Source organism: Mesohalobacter halotolerans, assembly GCF_006120725.1.
GTDB lineage: Bacteria > Bacteroidota > Bacteroidia > Flavobacteriales > Flavobacteriaceae > Psychroflexus > Psychroflexus halotolerans.
In genome coordinates this window covers 1-22,940 of record NZ_SWMU01000006.1, presented here as the reverse complement: position 1 = coordinate 22,940, position 22,940 = coordinate 1, and the positions used below count along the sequence as shown (strand labels likewise).

The window sequence follows — 22,940 nt, the reverse complement described above, 5'->3', positions numbered from 1 at the left end:
TTTTTAACCTCAGTTTATAAAATTTTCTAAACCCTGATATGAAAGTATTGGGGTTTTTTAAAATTTAAAAAAATTATATATATGAAAAAATTAGTTTCAATAACGTTTTTACTTATTTTAAACATGACTTTTGCTCAAAATACCAATTCGTATTGGCAACAACATGTCGATTATACCATGGACATTGACATGGATGTTAAGACACACCAATACCAAGGTCAGCAAGAGTTAGTTTATACCAATAATTCACCAGATACACTACAAAAGGTATTCTACCACTTGTACTTTAATGCTTTTCAACCTGGGAGTGAAATGGACGTGCGCTCAAGAACCATAAAAGATCCTGATAGTCGCGTAGGTGACAGAATTTCAAAATTGAAAGAAGATGAAATAGGCTACATTAATGTTAAGAGCTTAAAACAAAATGACACTGCATTAGATTATAAGGTTGAAGGTACAGTTTTAGAAGTGCAACTAGATCAACCAATTTTGCCTGGGCAAAGGACAACATTCAATATGAAATTTGATGCGCAAGTGCCTTTACAGATTAGACGCTCAGGTCGAGATAACAGAGAAGGTATCGCTTATTCTATGACACAATGGTATCCCAAAATGGCCGAGTACGATTTTGAAGGCTGGCACGCTGACCCATATATAGCAAGGGAATTTCACGGTGTTTGGGGCGATTTTGATGTCAAAATCACTATTGATAAAGATTATATTTTAGGTGGATCTGGATATCTTCAAAATCCAAATGAAATTGGTTATGGATACGAAGATGAAGGTGTAAAAGTAAACCCTAAAGGTAAAACACTGACCTGGCATTTTGTAGCACCACAAGTTCACGATTTTACTTGGGCTGCAGACACAGACTATATTCATGATAAACGAGTGGCTGCAGACGGGACTACGCTTCACTTTTTATATCAAAACGATAAAAAAATTAAAGAGAATTGGGCAAAACTTCAACCTAAAACTGAAGAACTTCTAACTTATTTTAATAAAAACATCGGCCCTTATCCTTACGATCAATATTCTATCATTCAAGGCGGTGACGGTGGTATGGAATATGCAATGTGTACTTTAATTACTGGTGAACGCTCTTTTGGAAGTTTATTTGGTGTCACAGCACACGAAATGGCACACGCTTGGTTTCAACATGTATTAGCGACCAATGAAGCTCAACACGAATGGATGGATGAAGGCTTTACAACTTACATTTCTACACTAGCTGAAAATGAAATTATGAATCAAGATAAAGACTTTCCTCTCGCAGGAGCTTATCAAGGTTATTTTCAATTGGCAAAATCTGGTATAGAGCAACCGCAAACCACACATGCCGATCGATATGAACGCAATGCAGCTTACGGAATATCAGCATATTCTAAAGGTGCAGTATTTTTAAATCAACTCGCTTATATTATTGGTGAAAACAACCTAAAACAAACCCTCAAACGATATTATGAGGAGTGGAAATTTAAACATCCGACGCCTAATGACTTTATTAGAGTTGCCGAAAAAGTATCTGGTGCTGAACTCAGTTGGTATTTGAACGATTGGACCATGACCACAAACACAGTAGATTATGCAGTAAAAGATATAAAAGTAGCAGATAACGCTTCTGTTGTTACTTTAGAACGCATCGGTTTGACACCAATGCCAATTGAAGTCAAAGTGACTTATAATACAGGTGAAACTGAAATGTTTTATATTCCTTTACGTCTCATGCGTTTGGAAAAATCAGGTTTTGAAAATACACTAGATGATTGGGCTTGGGCTTATCCAACCTACGACTTGGAAATTCCAACTACACAATTTTCCATTAAATCCATTGAAATTGATCCAAGCCAAAAAATGGCTGATGTTAATAGAGGAAACAATATTCTAAAAAAATAATTATATTTGAAGTATAATCTAAAAAAATTTAATTATGAAACGTAATTTTATTATCGCGAGTGCTTTGTCATTATCCTTACTATCTTCAAGTTGTTTAGGGTCTTTCTCTGCTTTTAATAACTTAAAGGATTGGAATATGCAAGTCTCTAACTCAAAATTTGTCAATAATGCTATATTTTGGGGGCTTAATATTATTCCTGTCTATGGGCTTTTCTTTTTAGGTGATGCTGTTATTTTTAACACTTTAGAATTTTGGACTGGCAATAACCCAATTGCTATGGCTGAGGGCGAAACAGAAACTCAAATTGCTAATGTAGATGGGCAAAGAGTAAAAATGACCGCTCAAAAAAACCAATTTAAGTTTGAAGTTTTAGAAGGTGAAGATCAGGGTAAAATTGTTGAAATGGTTTACACGCCAGACAACCAAACCTGGAACGCTAAAAAGGGAGATAAACTCATCAAATTAGCTAGCTTTAAAGATGGATTCTATGTGGTTTATACACCAAGCGGTGAACAAATCAAGCTAGACGCCAATGCTACGCCGTCGCATAATAATGCCATTTTAAATCAAAAAATAGATTCTTATCAAAAAAGCCTTTGGGCTCAACAATAATCATTTTTTGAAATATTAAGGCTTAAACGGTTTGATTGAATAGTCAAGCCGTTTTTTTATTAGTTTTACCAAATCGTTAAACTTATCACCAATTTCATAGTCAAACTTTATAATAAATAAGTAAACTTCATAAAATTTATCATATGCAAAGTAGAATTATCATATTACTCTTGATTGGTGTAATGACATTGTCAAGTGTGAGTTGTGGAATATTTAAAAATTTAAAAAATGCCAAAACTGCAAGTAGTCAAAACCAAAAATCAAGTAAAGACGACATAAAACCTTACGATAAAGTAATTACCAAGGACGCCAAAACTGACGAAGGTTTATTTGCTGTGCATAAACTTAAAGATGACTATTATTTTGAAATTCCGGACACCTTATTTGATCGAGAAATGTTGATGGTGACAAGAATTGCCAAAACAGCTTCTGGACTAGGGTTTGGCGGTGGAAAGCAAAATGAACAAGTGCTGAGATGGAGCAAAAAAGGAGATAAAGTTTACCTGAAAGTTGTGTCTTATGAAGTTTATGCTAACGATTCTCTTCCTGTTCACGAAGCCGTAAAAAATTCAAATTTTGAACCTATCTTATATGGATTTGATGTCGAAGCTTATAAAAAAGACTCTATTCATAATAATACTGTTATTAATGCTACAAAATTATTTGAAGAAGATGTCAAGGCTATAGGTCTTCAGCAGAGTAGAAGACGAAATTATAAAGTGTCAAGACTAGATAAGTCTCGTTCTTATATTGATACCATAAGAAGTTATCCAGAAAATATAGAAATAAGACACGTCAAAACCTATAACGCTTCTAATCCGCCTTCAAATAGTAGTACAAGTAGCATGTCATTGATGTTTAGTAATTCTATGGTACTGCTTCCAGAGGAACCTATGCAACGCCGTTATTTTGATCAGCGTGTGGGTTGGTTTACTTCTAGCCAAACGGATTATGGTTTGGATGTGCAGGAGTCAAAAACAGTTAGATATCTAGATCGCTGGCGCCTAGAAGTTAAAGATGAAGATGTTGAAAAATTTAAGCGCGGTGAATTAGTAGAACCTAAAGAGCCTATAGTTTACTACATAGACAGAGCTACACCCAAAAAATGGCGTAAATATATCAAACAAGGGATTGAAGACTGGCAAGTCGCTTTTGAAGAAGCTGGTTTTAAAAATGCTATCATAGCTAAAGAACCGCCAACCAAAGAAGAAGACCCAGATTGGAGTCCGGAAGATGTACGGTATTCTGTGGTACGTTATTTAGCTTCTCCAATACCAAACGCTAATGGACCGCATGTTAGTGACCCGCGTTCTGGTGAAATTTTAGAATCGGATATCAATTGGTATCACAATGTGATGACGCTATTGCGCAATTGGTTTTTCGTGCAAACTGCAGCCATCAATCCCGAAGCACGTGGTGTAGAATTTAAAGATGAAATAATGGGCAGGTTGATTCGCTTTGTGTCCGCTCATGAGGTTGGTCATACTTTAGGTTTGCCTCATAACATGGGAAGTAGTGTAGCCTATAAAGTTGAAGATTTACGCGATCCAGAATTTACCAAAAAATATGGTACTGCACCATCTATTATGGATTATGCGAGATTTAATTATATCGCCCAGCCAGGTGATGGTGACGTTTCTTTAATGCCTGATGTCGGTCCATACGATAAGCATGCCATCAAATGGGGTTATAAACCTATCATTGGTAAATCTGGCAAAGATGAAAAACCTGTTTTAGACCAATGGATCTTAGAAAAAGCAGATGATCCTAAATACCGATTTGGAAGTCAACAAATTGGCGGCGTAATCGACCCAAGTTCACAAACTGAAGACCTTGGCGATGACAGTATGAAAGCCAGCGAATATGGTATAGAAAATCTTAAGCGTATTGTTCCTAATCTTATAATTTGGACATCAGAAAAAGGTAAAAACTACGAAGATTTAGAAGATCTATACGGTCAAGTGGTTGGTCAATATAGACGCTATATGGGTCACGTTACAGCCAATATTGGTGGCGTATACGAATACTACAAAACTTATGACCAAGCTGGAGCGGTTTATCAGCACGTCCCAAGAGATAAGCAAGTCCGCGCGATGGCGTTTTTGCACGAGCAATTGTTTGAAACGCCTCAATGGATGTTGGATGAAGTTATTTTTAATAAAATTCAATTTGACGGCTATTTAGAGCAATTGCGTAATCTTCAAGAAAGAACACTTGATGATTTGCTTGATTTTGGTCGTTTTGCCAGAATGATGGAAAACGAAGAGCTTAATGATGATGCCTATACTGCTCTAGAAATGATGCAAGATTTAAGAGAAGGTTTATTTAAAGAACTTAAAAATGGTTCTGAAATTTCTAGACCAAGAAGAAATCTACAGCGTTCTTACATTACACGTATGCATGAGTTAATGACAGAAGAACAATCACCTATACCATCTCGTTACAGAAGCTATATCAACAGGAGTAGTATTGAAGTTGAAAACTCTGATATTAGACCTTTAGTAAGAGGTGAACTTAAAATTTTAAAAGGCGATTTACAAAGAGGGTTGCGAAGAACTCGCGATACGATGACACGTTACCACATTGAAGATGCTATAGAACGCATAGATAATATTTTAAATCCAAATCAATAAAGTTTTTTATAAATTTAATCCTAAAGAGCAGCCTTGAATTTTTTCAAGGCTGTTTTTAAATTTTACTTATCAGATTAACGCATTCTACGGCTTCTTTGACATCATGAACTCTCAAGATGTTAGCCCCTTTGTAAAGCGCCAGACTATTTAAAGCCGTAGTTCCATTTAATGCTTTGTCTGCACTAGTGTTTAAGGTCTTATAAATCATGGACTTTCTAGAAATACCACATAGTAGAGGTAGATCAAACGCTTTGAACAATTCAAATTTATTGAGCATTTCAAAATTGTGTTCAATAGTTTTTGCAAAGCCAAATCCGGGATCTAAGATAATATCATTAATCCCTTTTTCACGAAGGAGCTTTATTTTTTTTGAGAAATATGATTTTACTTCAAGGACAACATCTTTATAATTTGCCAATGACTTCATAGTTTGTGGATTTCCTTTCATATGCATCATGACGTAGGGTACTTGATTTTTAGCAACAACATCTATTATGTTGTCGTCTAGTTGTCCGGCAGAAATATCGTTGATCATCGCTACACCATGTGCCAAGGCTTCTTCTGCAACTTTGCTTCTAAACGTGTCGACAGAAATTAAAATGTTTTCTTTAAAATTTGTATTTAATAGTTTAAGGACAGGAATTAAGCGTTTGAGTTCTTCATCAGTAGAGATATCATCTGCTCCAGGCCTTGAACTATAGGCACCAACATCGATAAACGTAGCGCCTTCGCTGAGCATTTTATCTACTTGATTTAAAATGGCTTTATCAGCTTGGTATGAACCTCCGTCGTAAAAAGAATCCGGAGTAATGTTAAGAATACCCATGACTTTGGGTGTTTGTAAATCGATGAGCTGCCCTTTACAATTAATAGTCATAGTTTTAATAGAATTTAATTTTAAATTGCAGATTCATGTTCTTGGACTCTTGAATTCAAAAGTCAAATTTATTTTTTTGAGTTACCGGGTCTGTAAATAATAATTATCTGGATTAGTATAGCAAGGCCAATCAAAAAGTAAATTTCTAATTGCGTAAATAACTCAACGTTTTCAATCGCTTTTTTAGAAATACTCATCTGTCGGCTTCCTTCATTGAGTTGAATATTTGCTAAATCGTCAAGTTTGCTATTGATGTTGCTTAAGAGGTTGAGTATTTTTGAATTATTTTTAAACTTTTGGTTGATGTACTTTTTTTCTACACCTTTTAGTTGTTCTAAATCACTTTTTAAATCTTTAAAAATGTCTGCTTCTTCAAGCGTGAGTTTTGTTTGCTCAAAGCTTTCAATATTTGATTTTATGTTTTGATTTATCCCTCTATTATCAACCTGATAAAAAGTTGTGTCATTTTTTAAAATGGCTAATTCTTTTTTATGAATTGCTTTTGAAATTTTGTAAATCAAATTTTTTGCGACTAATCGATCTTCGTAAATATTGACAACAGAATCTTTTACCCTTACAAAGTTATTTCGGTCGATTAGGTTTGTTGTGATAACCAATACAAATATCATTGTAATACCAAGTACCCATTTAATCTTATTATAAAATTTCATATGCTTAATTTTAGAAGATACAATTAATAAATATAATAAAATCTTGATATTAAGTGAGTAACTTTATGAGTTATTAGAGCTACATTAGATTAGAAAAATAAATACTATTCATAAGTAATCTCATACTTCCGAGCCAAAACCCTCTAAAATTAGTATTGTCAGTAAAAACAATGACTTGACCGCGTCCTAACCCAGAGGTTTGAAAAGGGACACTGTCTTGAAGCAATTTTAAATTACTATCATTGATGTAACCACTTAACAATGGATTTTCGGTGTATTTTATAGGGTTTTTATAGCTTAAGCGATGCGGTTTCACAAACAATTCGGTATTTCTAAACAAGGCGATTTTATCTCTATCATACCCAAAATTAATAGGATGCGTCCGATCAATTTTAGCTTCAAAAATAGCACCACCAATTTGTCTAGAACCATATAATTTTGAGCGGTCTTCAAAATTGATATTTTTGGCGCTTAGGCTATCAGATTTAAATTCTAAATTGATAAACCCAGAATTGTTTAACCATTTTAAAGTATTTCTGTAGCCAATTATGGTTCCACCTTGTTTTACCCATGACTTAAGCTCTTTAATTTCTGATTCAGATAAAAGACGCCCATAAGAACTTGGAATAATTAAATGGGAATATTTACTTAAATTACGGGATCTAAAATTTTTAGTATCGAGTTTTGTCACTGGAATTTCAAGCCTAGCGTCGAGTAAATGCCATACCTCTCCCGCATCGTACGACCTAATGCCATCGCCCACCATCAGTGCGATTTTGGGCTGTGTGAGTGCTTTCATGTTAGGGCTTCCTAGATTTATACCAGAAGTTAAGCCAGTTGAAAGACCTCTCACTTCAACGCCTAGATTTTGACTCCAACCGCTGATGAGGTTATAAATTTGGTCAGCATCAAGCTTTTGATTGGCCACGTGTAAGATTAATGTACCGTAGCTAAATTTTATGCCTTTGAGCTCAAAAGGTTTTTGAGCAACTTTAAGTCTTAAGCCTTTGTCTTGCAGTTTGTAAGCTAACTGAGGGGCATTAAAGTCGCTCCATCGTATAGCATAAGCATATGAACTTTTTGAAAGGCCTTTGGGCTTAAAAGGCTTAACTGTATTATATTTTTCTCCCAATTCTAAAGATTTTGTCTTGGCAAAATCAACACCAAAAGCATGGTTAAAGTCCCAAGCAGAAACATCGTAAAATATACTGTCTTTAAAAGATGTTCTAGATTTGAACATGGCTTTAATCAGTTTAGCTTGAGCTTGCCTTGAAGGGACTACAACGCTTTGTAGAGGCTTGAATTCTTGACCCTCTATTTCTATTTCATTAGCTAAATGGTAGGTTTCAATTTGGTGTTGATATAAAACTTTGTGAAGTGTTTTGGCTAAAAAAGGATTAGTTTCCTTAGCAAAAACATAGTAGTCTTTTGAGGTTTCTTTTAAGGCGTCATGGTAAAATTTGTCTTGAAGTTTTAAAATGTCATTTTTTAGATTTTGCGCTGCTTCTAGAGTAGATAATGCTGTAGTAAACTGATTTTTGATGGTAAACTTAAACGCCAAAATACCATTTACAGTTTCTTGCGCACTACCACGGGAACTCGCTTGTTCAAACAAAATACCTATGCTTCCATTAACATCAGGAAAGGTTGAACCTTTACCATAGTAAAAATCATCAAAACTTTCTTTAGAATAGTATAAACTCCCAATACTATCTAAAGCGCTAGCATGAAAGTTGCCAATCTTTTCAGTTAAATCTTGATTGAGCTGTGGTGTTAAAGGATTTGTGCGTTGTGGAATACCTGGCTGAAAAAAGAAGGTTGAATTTGAACCCATTTCATGATGGTCTGTGAGAATATTTGGTCGCCATTCGTAAAAGGTCTTAATTCTGGCTTGACTTTCAGGAAGCTGTATGGGTAGCCAGTCGCGATTAAGGTCAAACCAATAATGATTGGTCCGACCACCGGGCCAAGTTTCATCAAACTCTCTGTCTCTAGGGTCTGGGTTTACATTTGTACTACGGTTTGAATTTGTCCAATGTGCAAAACGTTGAATCCCATCAGGATTAAAACTTGGATCCAATAAAATTACGGTTTGATTTAAGAGGTTTTCAATACTTTTACCTTCGGCTGCAGCCAAATAGTAGGCTAAAACAACAGCAGCATTGGCGCCGCTAGGTTCGTTGCCGTGAACAGAAAATCCCTGATTAACGACTACAGGTAAATTATCAAAATCGGCCTTGTTCAGCTGGCTGTCAGTTAAAACCTGACGATTACGCTTAATCTCATCCAGTCTTGCGAGGTTTTTTTGAGATGAAACGGTAAGCAATATCAAAGGCCTTTTTTCATAAGTAAAGCCGCGATTTTCAATTTGTATTCGATCTGAGGCTTCAGCTAGTGTATACATGTACTGGACGAGCTTGTCGTGAGAGATATGCCAATCGCCTGGTACAAACCCTAAGACTTTACTAGGTTTAGGTATCTCAGAATTATAAGATACATCCTTTGGTAAAAAATAGTCAAGACTGTGATTTTGAGCTGTTGATGTAAAGGCTAGAAGTAAGAATATGAATGGGGTAAAAACTTTATAAGGCATATCAAATGTTTTTAAATGCTAAAAATTAAAAATTGTGTTTATTATGAGACATAAAAAAATGCTAAAAGTTGAGTTCAACATTTAAAAACACTATATTAGTTTAAAAATAAAACTATGGCAAAAGTTAGAATTTTTAGCACAAAATCTTCTGTAGAATCGATGGGGCTTCAAAATTATTTTAAAAATAACAATTTACATCATGAGGTCATTGATAAAACAGACTCTTCTTATGCCTCTGTATTTGGTGATATTGAGTTTTACGTTAACGAAAGCGATGAAGATAAAGCGCAAAAATTACTGGAAGGGTATTTTGAAAGTTGATATTAACCGTTTTTAAATGAACTTATCATATTGGGAAAAAAAGATTTGGTTTGATAATGTTGATTTTTGCATTGTAGGCAGTGGGATTGTAGGTGTAAATTGTGCACTTGAGCTTAGAAGACAACACCCCAAAGCCAAAATACTCATATTAGAAAGGGGTGTTTTGCCTCAAGGTGCTAGCACAAAAAATGCTGGTTTTGCTTGCTTTGGTAGTTTAAGTGAATTGTTGTCTGACCTAAAAACGCATTCTGAAGAAGACCTTTTTGACCTGGTACAACAAAGATACGAAGGCTTAAAATTATTAAGGAACACTTTAGGCGATCGAGCAATCAAATATCAACAAAATGCTGGTTTTGAAGTATTTTTAAACCATAATCAAGATTTGTTAGAGACTTGTAAATCTCAAATGGAAAAAATCAATAAGTGGCTTAAACCTATTTTTAAAGACAAGGTTTTTAAAATTCAAAAACAAACTTTTGGTTTTAAGAATTGCCTTTCTGAAATTATAGTCAATCCTTTTGAAGGTCAAATTGATACGGGCTCTATGATGAAAAACCTTATCAGTAAAGCATTAAAACAAGACATTACAATCATGAATGGGCTCAACGTAGACTCCTTTAGTGATAACGGTAATTTAGTGCAAATAAGAATTTCAAATTTTGAATTTACAGCAAAACAGCTTTTTATAGCGACCAATGGTTTTGCCAATTCATTACTCAAGCTTAAAGTTAAACCTGCCAGAAATCAGGTTTTAATTACTAAACCTGTTAAGGCGCTAAATATTAAAGGGACATTTCATCTGGATGAGGGTTATTATTACTTTAGAAACATTGATCAAAGAATTTTACTAGGTGGTGGACGCCATTTGGACAAAATAAAAGAAACCATAGACAATTTTAGACTAACCCAAACCATTCAAAAAAAACTACAAGAACTCTTATCTACTGTAATTTTACCAGATCAAAGTTTTGAAATTGAACACCAATGGAGTGGTATTCTGGGTGTTGGCAATCAGAAAAAGCCAATATTAAAAAAAGTTTCTCCTCTTGTGTTTTGTGCAGTTAGGCTTGGTGGTATGGGTGTTGCTATTGGTAGCCAAATGGGTAAAAATCTTGCAAATATTTTAAAAAGTTGATCAGATTTCGGTCAAATAAATGATAATACTAGAATAAACTTGGAGGCCTAATAAAGTCATTGTTTTTTGCTACATTAGTAAAAATCAAAAAATGCTATAAAATGAAATTAGAGTATTTAGCTGATTTTTACGCTCAAATGCGACTACTTCGAGAAACTAGAGCTTCTATTGTAAATACATTAAAATCACCATCAAAAGGTATTGATAGTGAATATCTAGTCCAGCTAGATAAAATTGAAAACCAACTTAAAAATATACCCCAAAAAAAGGATTTATATCAATTGAAAACCCATGATGAAAAACTTATTTCTCTAGAATTATATTATGAGTTGGGAGATTTAAAAAAAGACCGTATCTACTTAAAGCAAGGTCAACAGGCGTTAGTCAAACATTTAAGCGAGTTCAATCTGAATTTTGATAATGACCTCAAAGCTGGACTCAAATTTCTTAAGGAAAAAACGTTTAGCTACTTTATCTCAGACCGAGATGGCACAGTTTCCAATTATTGTGGGCGGTATCAAAGCTCTGTACAATCTATCTACAATGCGATGTATTTGTCAAGTTTTTCCAAGTGTGTTAAAGATGAAAGTGTGATTTTAACTTCAGCGCCACTTCATCATCTGGGCTTATTGGATATTTCTGTTCAACCTCAAGGCGAATATGCTTTGGCTGGATCTAAAGGACGAGAGCTGGTCGATACTAAAAATAAAACTTTTAATTATCCAATTGAAAAACAACAGCAACAGCAATTAGATGAACTCAACTCAGCTATAGAAGATCTTCTTAAAAAGCCCAAATATTCCTCATTTAAATATATTGGATCTGGATTACAGTATAAATTTGGCCAAACTACACTTGCAAGGCAAGATAAAAATGGTTCTATTCCACAACATGAGTCTTTAGACCTAAAGGATAAAATCAATGAAATCCTAAAATCTTTAGATCCGGAAGAAGAAAATTTTAAACTTGAAGATACAGGCAAGGACCTTGAGATCATGCTTACTGTTCAAGAAAAAGACAGTCAAAAAGTAGATTTTAATAAGGGCCATGGCGTAAGTTTTATTGCAAATACTTTACAATATAATTTTAAAAACCAACCTGTGCTTATATGTGGTGACACCACATCAGATTTGCCAATGCTTGATGCAGCAAAAGAAATGGAAGCTATATTGACATGCATTTTTGTGACAAATGACGATGACTTAAAGCAAAAAGTGTACGAAAAATGTGAAGATGCCTTGATAGTATCAAGCCCGGATGCATTAGTGTCAATTTTATACCAATATTCAAAAAATAAAAACACATGAATATAAAACACTTCGTATTTATTTTAAATACAATTGATAAATCGAATTTTGAAAAATTGATCAAATCAATTTCAAAAGAAAACTTTAAGGTTTATTTCTTTTTAAGTGAAATGGACTTGATATTTTTTGAAGAATATAAAACAAATGATAAAATAAAAGCTTTAAGGTATAATAATCAAAGCGACACATCCCATACATTATTTGAGCAAAATAATATTTCACCTGAAGAAGCCGCCTTTATAAGCGACGATCCCAAAAACATAAAATACTTCAGGAAGTTAGGTGTTGCCCATTGCCTTGGTATAGGCGATAACCCAAAAGATTTTTATCATAATTATGCAGATGATGTTTTAGACCATATCAGCAAAGTTAAATTAAAAGACATTTACAATTGGATTGAGAATCACTTAGAATATGAAAAATGGTGCTTAGTTTATAAACACTTTGACAAAGAAGAGGAAAAGTTAAGAGAAACACTCACCACAGTAGGAAATGGTTTTGTCGGGCATCGCAATGCCATCAGTTTTATAAAAGCCGATAACGACACGCATTATCCGGGCACCTATGTAGCGGGTTTATTTAATAAAGTTCCTACAAAAATTGCAGATCGTGAAATATTCAATAATGACTTTGTCAACATCCCTAATGCTTTCTTGATTGAATTTAAATTTGATGACGATTCAGAGAATTGGCATTCAAAAAACCTAAAATTGATAAACTGCGAACATCGGTTAAATATGAAAACTGGAGAGGCCACACGTAAGATGACTCTCGAACACCAAGATGGCCGACAAGTTCACTATACATGTCAGCAATTTGCGGGTATGCACAACATGCACATTTTAGGTCATAACATTAAAATTGTACCCTTAAATTTTGAAGGAGAGCTCAAATTGTCTTCTTCTATAGATGGAGATATTATAAATTATGGGGTACCGCGTTATCGAAAACTAAACGGCCATCATTTTGATGTAAAACAAACCCTTGCTGATAAAAACTACATAAACCTGAAAGCAGAGACGACAGCTTCAAATGTTGAAATAAATTTATGTGTTTATCACAACAATCAACTAGCTAAACATTCAGAACCGGTATTGGCAGACAATACTGCAAAGCTCTTATTTAAAAAAACTCTGGAAAAAAAACAGGGGTTTGAACTGGAACGAACAATTTATATAGAAACGTCCAGGAATCAATTTCATGGTCAAAAGAAATTTGTTAGTTACGACACAAGTCTCAAAAAATCTAAAGCTGCATGGTCTAAAATCTGGAATAATATTGATATTAAAATATCGGGCGATCGTTATGCACAAGAACTCGTTCGAATGCAACTTTACCATCTGATATGTTCAGCATCACCAAACAACACAAAAATCGATGCCGGTATAACAGCCCGAGGCCTTCACGGCGAAGCCTATAGAGGGCATATTTTTTGGGACGAATTGTTCATACTGCCATTTTATTTTAAAAACTATCCTGAGGTTGCCAAATCTATAATGATGTATCGGTATAGACGCTTAGATGCTGCAAGAAGACATGCCAAAAAAAACAACAAGGAAGGTGCTTTAATTCCATGGCAAATTGCCGACACCGGTGAAGAAGAGACACAAGAAATCCATTACAATCCTATGTCAAAAGAATGGGATCCAGATTTGAGTAGAAAGCAAAGACATGTCAGTATTTCTGTAGCCTTTAATATCATAAACTATTATAAACACACTCAAGACGATGACTTCTTATCTCATGAAGGTGGAGAAATGCTTCTAGAAATATTAAGATATTGGGCGTCTAAAGTCAGATACAACCAATCAGATAATAGATATCATATCTACCGTGTTATGGGACCAGATGAATTTCATGAAAAATATCCAGAAAACCCTGTAACCGATGGCGGTATAGATGATAATGCTTATACAAATATTATGGTGTCCTGGCTATTTAGCAAAGCCGTTCAGTTTCTACCAAAAATAAGTACCGATGTAAAAGAAAAAATAAACTTTAGCTCTAAAGAAGATACTCACAACTGGAATGATATCAAAAACAAGCTATTTGTAAGCATAAAAGATAATATCATTGAACAATTTGACGGCTATTTTGATCTTAAAGAGATAGATTGGCAGCTTTATAAAGAAAAATATGACGATGTAGGACGTATGGATCGCATTTTAAAATCTGAAAACGATTCACCAGACCATTACAAAGTTGCCAAACAAGCAGACACGTTGATGTTATTTTATCTCTTAGAATCTGAAGAACTCGTTTCACTATTAAATCAGTTGGGCTATGATGTGGAAAATCCAGAACAATTTTTGATCAATAATTTTGATTACTACATTAAAAGGACAAGTCATGGTAGTACTTTGAGCTATGTTGTACATGCTTATTTACTAGATGAAATTCCTAACCGTGATGATGATCTATGTAAATGGTTTCACTACGCCCTGAATAGTGATTTTGACGATATACAAGGTGGAACTACAGAAGAAGGTATACACTGCGGTGTGATGGCGGGCAACATTAATCTCATATACAATTGCTTTGCCGGCATCAAAATGGGAAATACAATTAAATTAAACCCAAATAAGCCTAAACATTGGAAGAATTTGTCATTAAAAATAAAATTTCAGAATATCAACTACAGGTTTGAAATTACAGATAACAAGATAAAGATAAAGGCAGATTCAAGACATAATATGAAGGTCCGTTATAAAGATAAAGTGTCAGATTTTTTAGATTCAAATCAAATCATATTTTCATTAGTATTAGTATAATAAAACAAAAATAAAGTTAATAAACATAATGCTTGCATTCGATTTTATGGTCTAGTATAAAGACATAAAAAATAGAGGTTATTTAACAAGTAAGTTTTTTGATAACAGGTGAGGCTTTTTAATTTTTTTTTGTGGGATATATATTTTTTCTATATTTATCCAAAATTTATAAAATCAAATATTAACTCTAAGACAAACAACAATGAAAAGATTATTTTCAACTTTAACCATACTCTTTTTTATGGTTTTTGGTATTTACGCAACTCAAACAAATGCTTCAAACTTAAGTTATGACAATTTGCCTGCATTTTTTCAAGAAGACGCTCAAGCTGAAGATGCAGCTACAGAGCAAGACACTACTGCTGTAGTTGAAGAAGAGCCTGCAGTTGAGGAAGAGTCTATGGCTCAAGAAATGGAGGAAGAGGAAGCTGAACCTGAAGCCGCAGCAGAAGAAGACCTTGGTTTTCACCAAGAACTTAAAAAACGTTTTATCGAAGGTGGACCAACTTTTATGGGAATTGTATTGTTATGTTTAATTCTTGGTCTTGCCATCGCAATTGAGAGAATTATTTTCCTCAATGCCTCAACAACCAACTCAAAAAAATTAGCACAAAAAGTTGAAGATGCTTTAGAAAGTGGTGGAGTAGATGCGGCTAAGGAAGTTTGCAGAAATACAACAGGTCCAGTAGCTTCTATATATTACCAAGGTTTAGATCGAGTTAACGAAGGTATTGATGTTGCAGAAAAATCTATTGTTGCCTATGGAGGTGTTCAAATGGGTCAGTTAGAGAAAAACGTCTCTTGGGTCTCATTATTTATTGCACTAGCCCCAATGCTTGGTTTCATGGGTACTGTAATAGGGATGATTAAGGCATTTGATAAAATTGAAGCTGCCGGTGATATGCAACCTTCACTTGTTGCAGGTGGTATTAAAGTAGCACTTTTAACAACGGTATTTGGTTTAATTGTTGCAATTATACTTCAAGTATTTTACAACTATATTGTAGCTAAAATAGATAGCATTGTCAATGATATGGAAGATGCTTCAATAACTTTAGTTGATATTTTAGTTGCTCACAATAATAAAAAATAAATAATGACAAGAATTTTAAATATTTTCAAAATAGTTATCGGAATTCTTGCAGCTATTTTTTTCGTAAGAATCATGATAGAATCCGATGATGCGATTAAAGAACAAGCCAGTTTACAAACTAGTTTGATAAGTCCAGATCTTTACCTTGCTTACATTATTTTAGGAATTACTGTTTTATTAGTCTTAATATTTACGTTTGTAGGCATTTTCAGAGGTAATATTAAAAAGACACTGATTTCTGTTGGATTGTTTGCGCTAGTTGTCCTAATTTCCTATTTTGGATTTGCTGGAGATTTTGGTACTGGATTTTCAACAAGTGATACAGAAACACTTTCAGAAAGTGGCGCGTTATGGATAGGTACAGGGCTTTATACCTTTTATATACTAGCTTTAGCTGCGATAGTTTCAATGTTTGTTTCAACAGTTAAAAAAGCAATAACCTCATAATTATGGCGAGAAGAAGCGCACCCGAAGTCAATGCAGGATCTATGGCAGACATAGCATTCTTACTACTTATCTTTTTCTTAGTAACTACAACTATTGAAACAGATAGTGGAATTAATAGAAAGCTGCCACCTATCCAAGATGAGCAAGATCCACCACCGCTTAAAGAGCGTAACATTTTCATTGTTTTGATTAACTCAAATGGTAATTTGTTAGTAGAAGACGAGCCTATGGACCTCAAAAACCTTAAACAAGCCGCCATACAATTTTTAGATAATGGTGGAGGAAAAGGTGACGAGGCTTGTAATTATTGTAAAGGTGCTAAAGATCCATCATCTTCAGATAATCCAGTCAAGGCGGTTATATCACTTCAGAATAACAGGTTGACTAAATATTCAGATTATATCGCAGTTCAAAACGAATTGGTTGCAGCTTACAATGAATTAAGAGATAGAGAAGCAAAACGTCTATTTGGCGTGACCTTTCAAGAAATGGAAGAGGCATTCAAAAGTGAAAGCTATACAGGAGACAAAGATAAGTTGAAAGAAAGAATTCAACAGATTAAAGATATGTATCCACAAAAGCTTTCAGAAGCAGAGCCTAAACGTACATCAAGATAACTTTATTAAAGATATAGAATATGTCTAAATTTAAAAAGAAGAAAAGTGGTGATATACCAGCGATATCCACAGCATCATTGCCTGATATTGTCTTTATGCTTTTGTTTTTCTTTATGGTAGTTACTGTAATGAGAGATACTTCAATAAAAGTCAAAAACAGATTGCCTTATGCAGACCAAGTTGAAAAACTCGAAAAAAAGGACTTGATCATGTATATTTATGCTGGAGAACCTTCTGATCGTTATCAATCTGTAGCTGGAACAGAAGCACGTGTTCAACTCAATGACAAGTATGCAAGTTTAAAAGATATAAAACAATTTGTTTTTGAAGAAAGACAAGACACGCGTGAGGAGCTCAAACAGGCGTTAATAGCTGGTCTTAAAGTTGATAAAGAAACTAATATGGGACTAGTCTCAGATATTAAAACAGAGCTAAGAGAAGCCGAAGCACTTAAGATAACTTACATTACTAAGAAAGGTGCAGCTCTAAAAAATCTAGAGTAGTCGATTAAATTTTATAAATTTTCAGAAAAGCACCTAAATTTAGGTGCTTTTTTTGATTACACGTATATTTGTTTTGATGAAATCACTTTTCACATGCTTAACTCTTTTTGTATGCTTTATTTCAATAAGTCAAAACTTAATTGATAAGCATTTTTCCGAAGCAGATAGCTTATATCGTGAAGATCAATTTTATATTGGTCTAGGGATAAATTTTCTAGTCAATAAGCCCAATGATATGTCTCAATCTGGTTTTTCTGGAGGTGTTCACTTTGGATATATTAGAGATATGCCTTTAAATCAAAGAAGAAATTTAGCATTAGGTATAGGAATAGGATTGTCTATAGATACTTATTCTCAGAATTTATTTATCGGAGAAAGCAATTCCGGTCAAAGTATTTTTGAGGTGATAGATGGAGGCATAGATTTTGATACCAATAGATTTTCTACCCATGTTGTAGAAATCCCAATTCAATTTAGATGGCGTACATCTTCAATAGGTGATGATAAAGCTTTTTGGAGAATATATACTGGTATAAATCTGGGTTACATGTATTATTTCAAATCTGTTTTTGAACAACAGGGGAACAAGGTCAATCAAACAGATTTAGATGAACTTGATAGAACTACTTTTGATTATTACTTTTCGTTTGGTAAAAGTAAAATCAATTTTTTCTTTAGATATAGCTTAAATTCTCTTTTTGAGGCTAAATTATTAGACTCACGGGAAAATTTAAACCTCAATATTATCAAAGCAGGAGTGGTGTTTTATATTCTTTAAATTAAAAAACTTAGAGTCCAACATATTAATTAAATATACCAGAATTGTAAAAAAATTAACTGAGATACAACACCTAATGATAACCCTGTCATCAGCTCGTGTAATTTATGCGCTTGCATTAACAATCTTGAACTTATTACCCAACCTATGGCAAACACGACTAAACTCACTAGCCATAAGTTACTTATTTGATAATAAAGACTAAAGCAAATAACAAAACAGGCAAAACTTGATATAGCCGTGGCATGGAGGCTGATTTTGTAGTTGAGAAAAGATAAAATCACACAAACCAAACCACAAAAAAATACTGCTGAGAAAAAATAAAAAGGAATTTTATAATGTATAGGATTAAAAATATAGTTTATAATAACAGCACTGATGGTAGTAAAAAACAAAAGCGGTAACCGTCTCTGCTTTACTGTTTTTAAATGAAAACTATTAATAATTTTTAATGGTTTTAATAGAATTAAAAAGAAAATAGGGATAAAAACTGTAAGTAACACAACAGCCAATATTTTAGCTAATATGCTTTCATAAGTAAACATAAAATTGACATGATAAAAATAAAAGCACACGGCATAAGTTGACAACCACAAGGGGTGAAATAGGTAAGACCCTAAATTAAGAAAGGTTTTCATTATAATTCTTTTCTAAGTCTTGCCACAGGGATATCCAATACTTCTCTGTACTTAGCTACTGTTCGCCGAGCAATAGGATAACCTTTCTTTTTTAATGCCTCTACCAGCTTAGAGTCTGTATAAGGCTTCTTTTTATCTTCATTATCAATAATGTTTTGTAAAATATTTTTTATCTCTCGGGTAGAGACATCATCACCTTCATCATTTTTCATTGATTCTGAGAAAAAGTCTTTAATTAGCATTATGCCATAAGGTGTGTCAACATATTTACTATTAGCAACTCTTGAAACTGTGCTAATGTCCATATCAATTTTTTCAGCCACATCTTTGAGAATCATAGGCTTAAGATTTTTTTCATCACCAGTCAAAAAATATTCCCTCTGAATATCCATAATACAATTCATGGTTGACAGTAAAGTGTTTTGGCGTTGTTTGATGGCATCGATAAACCATTTTGCTGAATCCAATTTCTGTTTGATAAATAGCAGCGCTTTTTTTTGGTCTTTAGTTTTAAGGGCATTCTCCTTATAGCTCTTAAGCATATTGTTGTAATCTTTTGAAATATGCATATGAGGAACATTTCTAGAATTTAGTGTCAACTCAAGTTCATCATTTTTAATTTTAATTGTAAAATCTGGTGTAACCTGGTCAACGGGTTTAGACCTGGATGAATATGAAGCTCCAGGTTTAGGATTAAGATGTTCGATTTGTTCTATAGCAGACTTTAATTCTTCATCAGATAGTTTAAATTTCTGTTTAAGCTTTGTGTAATGTTTTTTAGAAAACATGTCAAAGGCATTTTTTAAAATATTATGTGCAATGCTAACATCTTTACTCTCTGGTTTTCTTTTAAGCTGAATTATAAGGCATTCTTTTAAATCACTAGCCCCAACACCAACCGGGTCTAACCTTTGAACAATATTTAAAACTTTCTGTACCTTTTCTTTTGTGACATAAAGACTCTGTGTAAAGGCCAAATCATCAATAATATCTTCAATACTTCTTCTAATATATCCTGCATGATCTATACTGCCAATCAAAAAATCTGCAATTTGCTCTTCCTCGTCATCAAGCCTAAATGTGTGAATTTGAGACTTTAAATGATCAAAAAAAGTTTTTCCAGCAGCATAAGGTACTTTATTGTCATCGTCATCAGGGCTGTAGTTGTTTGAGTAAGTTTTGTAATTTGGAACTTCATCATCACTCAAATATTCATCAACATCAAAATCTGTATCTATGATATCATGCTCATCATCTTGAGTATTATCTACATCTTCATATTCATCATCTTGCTCTTTGCCACTTTCAAGTGCAGGATTCTCTTCAAGTTCTTGTTTGATCTTTTGTTCAAATGCGACTGTAGGTAACTGAATTAATTTCATCAGTTGTATCTGTTGAGGAGACAACTTTTGAGATAACTTTTGACTGAGTTGCTGCTTTAACATTTGAAGATTGTTTACTATAAAAATACAAAAAAGCTTATTAATTACTCAATTTATAAAGCTTTTCAAAAATAATAAGGTTAGGATTAGTTTGTTGAGACTGAATCGATATTATTATTATTATTACTCTAAATTACTGGAATTATATATACTTTATTTATTGGGTGATTATACCAAAAAGTGAGTAGTAATAAAGTTTTTATGAAATTTAAAAATCTAAATTTTTCGGTGTTCGAGGGTAAGGTATGACATCTCTGATGTTTGACATGCCTGTAACAAATTGCACTAAACGCTCGAAGCCTAAGCCAAACCCACTGTGTTCACAAGTACCAAAACGTCTCGTATCGATATACCACCATAATTCTTTTTCATCTCTTTTAAGTGTTTTCATTTTATCGACTAAAACCTCAAGTCTTTCTTCTCTTTGAGAACCGCCAACAATTTCTCCAATTCCCGGAAACAAAACATCCATAGCTCTTACCGTTTTGTTATCTTCATTTAATCGCATATAAAAAGCTTTTATATTAGCTGGATAATCGTATAAAATCACAGGACATTTAAAGTGTTTCTCTACTAAAAATCGCTCGTGTTCACTTTGTAAATCAGCACCCCACTCCTCTATAATAAAATTAAATTTCTTCTTCTTGTTGGGTTTACATCGCTTTAAAATTTCAATAGCTTCAGTATAACTCACACGTTTAAAGTTATTGCTTGTTACAAACTCAAGTTTTTCAATTAGTGACATCTCACTACGTTGTTGTTTAGGTAGAGTAGACTCTTCTTTAATTAAGCGTTGTTCCAGAAATTCTAAATCTTCTTTACAATGCTCAAGTACATAATCAATAACATACTTGATAAAATCCTCTGCAAGGTCCATGTTACCTTCAAGGTTACAAAATGCGACCTCAGGTTCTATCATCCAGAATTCAGAAAGGTGTCGTGTGGTATTGGAATTTTCTGCTCTAAAAGTAGGTCCAAATGTATAAACTTTTCCTAAGCCTAATGCATAGGTTTCAGCTTCTAGCTGACCACTTACAGTAAGATTAGCGGGTTTACCAAAGAAATCTTGCTTAAAATTGACCTCGTTTTTATCGGTTTTTGGAATCGCCTTCAAATCAAAATTTGTCACTCTAAAAGTTTCTCCAGCACCCTCTGCATCTGAGTTTGTAATAATTGGTGTCGTTACATACTGAAAGCTTTCAGTTTGAAAATATTGATGTACTGCAAAAGACAATTTGGACCTTAAACGCATAACAGCACCAAAGGTATTAGTCCTTACTCTTAAATGAGCTTGTTCTCTTAATTTTTCTAAGCTGTGTTTTTTAGGTGATAAAATTGTTTTTCTTACCTCTTCGCTATCTGCTTTTCCTAATATTTTAATGGTTTTGATGTCAACTTCTACTCTTTGACCCTTGCCTTGACTTTCCTTCAAGGTTCCTTGAATATTTAAGGCACAACCTATATTGATAGTTTTTATAAACTCTTCATTATATTTTTCTGTAGGTAAAACACACTGAAGATTATTTAAGCAGGATCCATCATTCATAGCTAAAAACATATTGTTTCTGAATGATTTTACCCAGGCGTTAATTTCATAGTCTTCAGAAATTTTCCCTTGACTTAAAATATGTTTGATACTTGTTTTCTCCATTATTTTATATCCTTTATATTATATGTGTAAACCACATTCAGTTTTAGCAAGACCAACCCATCTTCCTTCCCTATCTGCACCTTTTTTTGTACAATGTTTACATCCAATAGAGTTGTAACCTTTAAATACTAGAGGGTTTGTATCGAGCTTATGTTTTTTTATGTACTCATTTCTTTCTTCAATATCAACATCTATAATAGGATAAAACCTGATGATATCACCTTTGTATTCAAATACTTTAAGATTTTTACGATGACTATTTTGAGACCTCATCAATCCTGAAGCCCAAACATTAAAATGCTTTTTTATTTGCTCTATAGGTTTGACCTTATTTACGTGGCAACAATAATCTGGGTTTTTTTGCCACATTTTTTCATCCCTTGTTTTGAGATGTTCTTCATAATCTGGTATGATATTGTATACCTCTAAATTGTATTTTTTAGATAGCTCTTTCTTATAATTAAGCGTTTCTTCAAAATGATAAAACGTATCTATAAAATAAACTTTTGGCTTAACTGGTGCGTTCTGGCTAAAAAGGTGTAAAAGGAATGGTGAATTAGCTGCAAATGAAGAAGTGATCAACATTTCATCGACAGAAAAATCTTTGTAAATTTCTTGTATTCTCTGACTTAAACTTAATTGGATATATTTTTCGTTTAAGCTGTCAATTTGTTTTTTATAAGTATGAATATTTGTAGCAATCATATTGACAAAATTAAATTTTTATTACAGACTACAAATATATTTAATCAAGTAAATTTTTTTTGTGTTTTATTTTTTTCAAAAGGCTTAAAACCAAACTATTATAATTCTTAAATTAAAAACATAAAAAAAACAATATTTTTTTAAAAAAAAGTGTTTGTAGAAAGGAAAAAAGGTTTTACATTTGCACCCGCTTTCGGGCGAAAATTAAAATTAATTAAAACGTACATTGACATATTGAATTGACATGTC

General features: G+C 33.4%; 19 protein-coding genes. 12 read left to right on the top strand and 7 right to left on the bottom strand.

What is annotated here, in order from left to right:
* The first annotated feature begins 81 nt into the window (after positions 1 to 81).
* From FCN74_RS11715 to FCN74_RS11705, 3 genes are all read left to right on the top strand, one after another.
* A complete protein-coding gene (locus tag FCN74_RS11715) occupies positions 82 to 1,896 on the top strand; it encodes a M1 family metallopeptidase (RefSeq protein ID WP_138932797.1) in 1,815 nt (604 codons plus the stop codon).
* Positions 1,897 to 1,930: 34 nt separating this feature from the next.
* Positions 1,931 to 2,509, top strand: a complete 579-nt coding sequence (locus FCN74_RS11710) for a DUF3332 domain-containing protein (protein WP_138932796.1) — start codon at positions 1,931 to 1,933, stop codon at positions 2,507 to 2,509.
* 143 nt (positions 2,510 to 2,652) lie between these two features.
* Positions 2,653 to 5,142 (top strand): zinc-dependent metalloprotease, encoded by a 2,490-nt coding sequence (locus tag FCN74_RS11705; protein ID WP_138932795.1) that lies wholly within the window; start codon positions 2,653 to 2,655, stop codon positions 5,140 to 5,142.
* Positions 5,143 to 5,197: 55 nt separating this feature from the next.
* Here FCN74_RS11705 and folP read toward each other — a convergent pair whose 3' ends face one another.
* From folP to FCN74_RS11690, 3 genes are all read right to left on the bottom strand, one after another.
* Positions 5,198 to 6,019 (bottom strand): dihydropteroate synthase, encoded by an 822-nt coding sequence (gene folP, locus FCN74_RS11700; RefSeq protein WP_138932794.1) that lies wholly within the window; start codon positions 6,017 to 6,019, stop codon positions 5,198 to 5,200.
* A 68-nt stretch (positions 6,020 to 6,087) separates the two neighbouring features.
* Complete coding sequence (locus tag FCN74_RS11695) at positions 6,088 to 6,690, bottom strand: MCP four helix bundle domain-containing protein (protein WP_138932793.1); 603 nt, start codon at positions 6,688 to 6,690, stop codon at positions 6,088 to 6,090.
* Positions 6,691 to 6,769: 79 nt separating this feature from the next.
* Positions 6,770 to 9,283, bottom strand: coding sequence for a M14 family metallopeptidase (locus FCN74_RS11690; protein ID WP_138932792.1), 2,514 nt, complete (start codon positions 9,281 to 9,283; stop codon positions 6,770 to 6,772).
* A gap of 114 nt (positions 9,284 to 9,397) precedes the next feature.
* Here FCN74_RS11690 and FCN74_RS11685 point away from each other — a divergent pair, with 114 nt between their 5' ends.
* The 9 genes from FCN74_RS11685 to FCN74_RS11645 all read left to right on the top strand — a co-directional run bounded on the left by FCN74_RS11685 (position 9,398) and on the right by FCN74_RS11645 (position 18,255).
* On the top strand, positions 9,398 to 9,604 hold the full coding sequence (locus FCN74_RS11685; RefSeq protein ID WP_138932791.1) for a putative signal transducing protein: 207 nt from the start codon (positions 9,398 to 9,400) through the stop codon (positions 9,602 to 9,604).
* A 16-nt stretch (positions 9,605 to 9,620) separates the two neighbouring features.
* Positions 9,621 to 10,739, top strand: coding sequence for an NAD(P)/FAD-dependent oxidoreductase (locus FCN74_RS11680; RefSeq protein WP_138932790.1), 1,119 nt, complete (start codon positions 9,621 to 9,623; stop codon positions 10,737 to 10,739).
* A gap of 101 nt (positions 10,740 to 10,840) precedes the next feature.
* On the top strand, positions 10,841 to 12,046 hold the full coding sequence (locus tag FCN74_RS11675; protein WP_138932789.1) for a Cof-type HAD-IIB family hydrolase: 1,206 nt from the start codon (positions 10,841 to 10,843) through the stop codon (positions 12,044 to 12,046).
* The gene (locus FCN74_RS11670; protein ID WP_138932788.1) at positions 12,043 to 14,817 is read left to right on the top strand and encodes a glycoside hydrolase family 65 protein; all 2,775 of its coding nucleotides are present in this window, start codon (positions 12,043 to 12,045) and stop codon (positions 14,815 to 14,817) included. Before FCN74_RS11675 ends, FCN74_RS11670 begins: the two co-directional genes overlap by 4 nt.
* Positions 14,818 to 15,019: 202 nt before the next feature.
* Positions 15,020 to 15,910: a MotA/TolQ/ExbB proton channel family protein gene (locus tag FCN74_RS11665; RefSeq protein ID WP_394348029.1), complete on the top strand. Its 891-nt coding sequence runs from the start codon at positions 15,020 to 15,022 to the stop codon at positions 15,908 to 15,910.
* Between the two features lie 3 nt (positions 15,911 to 15,913).
* On the top strand, positions 15,914 to 16,357 hold the full coding sequence (locus tag FCN74_RS11660; protein WP_246062627.1) for a hypothetical protein: 444 nt from the start codon (positions 15,914 to 15,916) through the stop codon (positions 16,355 to 16,357).
* Between the two features lie 2 nt (positions 16,358 to 16,359).
* On the top strand, positions 16,360 to 16,974 hold the full coding sequence (locus FCN74_RS11655) for an ExbD/TolR family protein (RefSeq protein WP_138932787.1): 615 nt from the start codon (positions 16,360 to 16,362) through the stop codon (positions 16,972 to 16,974).
* A 20-nt stretch (positions 16,975 to 16,994) separates the two neighbouring features.
* Positions 16,995 to 17,477: an ExbD/TolR family protein gene (locus FCN74_RS11650; protein ID WP_138932786.1), complete on the top strand. Its 483-nt coding sequence runs from the start codon at positions 16,995 to 16,997 to the stop codon at positions 17,475 to 17,477.
* Positions 17,478 to 17,553: 76 nt separating this feature from the next.
* Entirely contained in the window at positions 17,554 to 18,255 is a 702-nt protein-coding gene (locus FCN74_RS11645; RefSeq protein WP_138932785.1) for a porin family protein, read from the top strand.
* A 29-nt stretch (positions 18,256 to 18,284) separates the two neighbouring features.
* On the opposite strand, the gene FCN74_RS11640 is transcribed toward FCN74_RS11645, so the two are convergent.
* The 4 genes from FCN74_RS11640 to FCN74_RS11625 all read right to left on the bottom strand — a co-directional run bounded on the left by FCN74_RS11640 (position 18,285) and on the right by FCN74_RS11625 (position 22,691).
* A complete protein-coding gene (locus FCN74_RS11640) occupies positions 18,285 to 18,800 on the bottom strand; it encodes a hypothetical protein (RefSeq protein WP_138932784.1) in 516 nt (171 codons plus the stop codon).
* A gap of 92 nt (positions 18,801 to 18,892) precedes the next feature.
* The gene (rpoN, locus tag FCN74_RS11635; protein ID WP_138932783.1) at positions 18,893 to 20,338 is read right to left on the bottom strand and encodes an RNA polymerase factor sigma-54; all 1,446 of its coding nucleotides are present in this window, start codon (positions 20,336 to 20,338) and stop codon (positions 18,893 to 18,895) included.
* A gap of 205 nt (positions 20,339 to 20,543) precedes the next feature.
* Positions 20,544 to 21,986, bottom strand: coding sequence for an asparagine--tRNA ligase (gene asnS, locus FCN74_RS11630; RefSeq protein WP_138932782.1), 1,443 nt, complete (start codon positions 21,984 to 21,986; stop codon positions 20,544 to 20,546).
* A gap of 18 nt (positions 21,987 to 22,004) precedes the next feature.
* A complete protein-coding gene (locus FCN74_RS11625) occupies positions 22,005 to 22,691 on the bottom strand; it encodes a phosphoadenylyl-sulfate reductase (RefSeq protein WP_138932781.1) in 687 nt (228 codons plus the stop codon).
* Between the last annotated feature and the right edge of the window lie 249 nt (positions 22,692 to 22,940).

What these genes read in the sequence shown, in the direction of transcription:
- FCN74_RS11715 (WP_138932797.1), top strand. Translation starts at nt 82, where the DNA reads ATGAAAAAATTAGTTTCAATAACGTTTTTACTTATTTTAAACATGACT.
- FCN74_RS11710 (WP_138932796.1), top strand. Translation starts at nt 1,931, where the DNA reads ATGAAACGTAATTTTATTATCGCGAGTGCTTTGTCATTATCCTTACTA.
- FCN74_RS11705 (WP_138932795.1), top strand. Translation starts at nt 2,653, where the DNA reads ATGCAAAGTAGAATTATCATATTACTCTTGATTGGTGTAATGACATTG.
- folP (WP_138932794.1), bottom strand. Translation starts at nt 6,019, where the DNA reads ATGACTATTAATTGTAAAGGGCAGCTCATCGATTTACAAACACCCAAA.
- FCN74_RS11695 (WP_138932793.1), bottom strand. Translation starts at nt 6,690, where the DNA reads ATGAAATTTTATAATAAGATTAAATGGGTACTTGGTATTACAATGATA.
- FCN74_RS11690 (WP_138932792.1), bottom strand. Translation starts at nt 9,283, where the DNA reads ATGCCTTATAAAGTTTTTACCCCATTCATATTCTTACTTCTAGCCTTT.
- FCN74_RS11685 (WP_138932791.1), top strand. Translation starts at nt 9,398, where the DNA reads ATGGCAAAAGTTAGAATTTTTAGCACAAAATCTTCTGTAGAATCGATG.
- FCN74_RS11680 (WP_138932790.1), top strand. Translation starts at nt 9,621, where the DNA reads ATGAACTTATCATATTGGGAAAAAAAGATTTGGTTTGATAATGTTGAT.
- FCN74_RS11675 (WP_138932789.1), top strand. Translation starts at nt 10,841, where the DNA reads ATGAAATTAGAGTATTTAGCTGATTTTTACGCTCAAATGCGACTACTT.
- FCN74_RS11670 (WP_138932788.1), top strand. Translation starts at nt 12,043, where the DNA reads ATGAATATAAAACACTTCGTATTTATTTTAAATACAATTGATAAATCG.
- FCN74_RS11665 (WP_394348029.1), top strand. Translation starts at nt 15,020, where the DNA reads ATGAAAAGATTATTTTCAACTTTAACCATACTCTTTTTTATGGTTTTT.
- FCN74_RS11660 (WP_246062627.1), top strand. Translation starts at nt 15,914, where the DNA reads ATGACAAGAATTTTAAATATTTTCAAAATAGTTATCGGAATTCTTGCA.
- FCN74_RS11655 (WP_138932787.1), top strand. Translation starts at nt 16,360, where the DNA reads ATGGCGAGAAGAAGCGCACCCGAAGTCAATGCAGGATCTATGGCAGAC.
- FCN74_RS11650 (WP_138932786.1), top strand. Translation starts at nt 16,995, where the DNA reads ATGTCTAAATTTAAAAAGAAGAAAAGTGGTGATATACCAGCGATATCC.
- FCN74_RS11645 (WP_138932785.1), top strand. Translation starts at nt 17,554, where the DNA reads ATGAAATCACTTTTCACATGCTTAACTCTTTTTGTATGCTTTATTTCA.
- FCN74_RS11640 (WP_138932784.1), bottom strand. Translation starts at nt 18,800, where the DNA reads ATGTTTACTTATGAAAGCATATTAGCTAAAATATTGGCTGTTGTGTTA.
- rpoN (WP_138932783.1), bottom strand. Translation starts at nt 20,338, where the DNA reads ATGTTAAAGCAGCAACTCAGTCAAAAGTTATCTCAAAAGTTGTCTCCT.
- asnS (WP_138932782.1), bottom strand. Translation starts at nt 21,986, where the DNA reads ATGGAGAAAACAAGTATCAAACATATTTTAAGTCAAGGGAAAATTTCT.
- FCN74_RS11625 (WP_138932781.1), bottom strand. Translation starts at nt 22,691, where the DNA reads ATGATTGCTACAAATATTCATACTTATAAAAAACAAATTGACAGCTTA.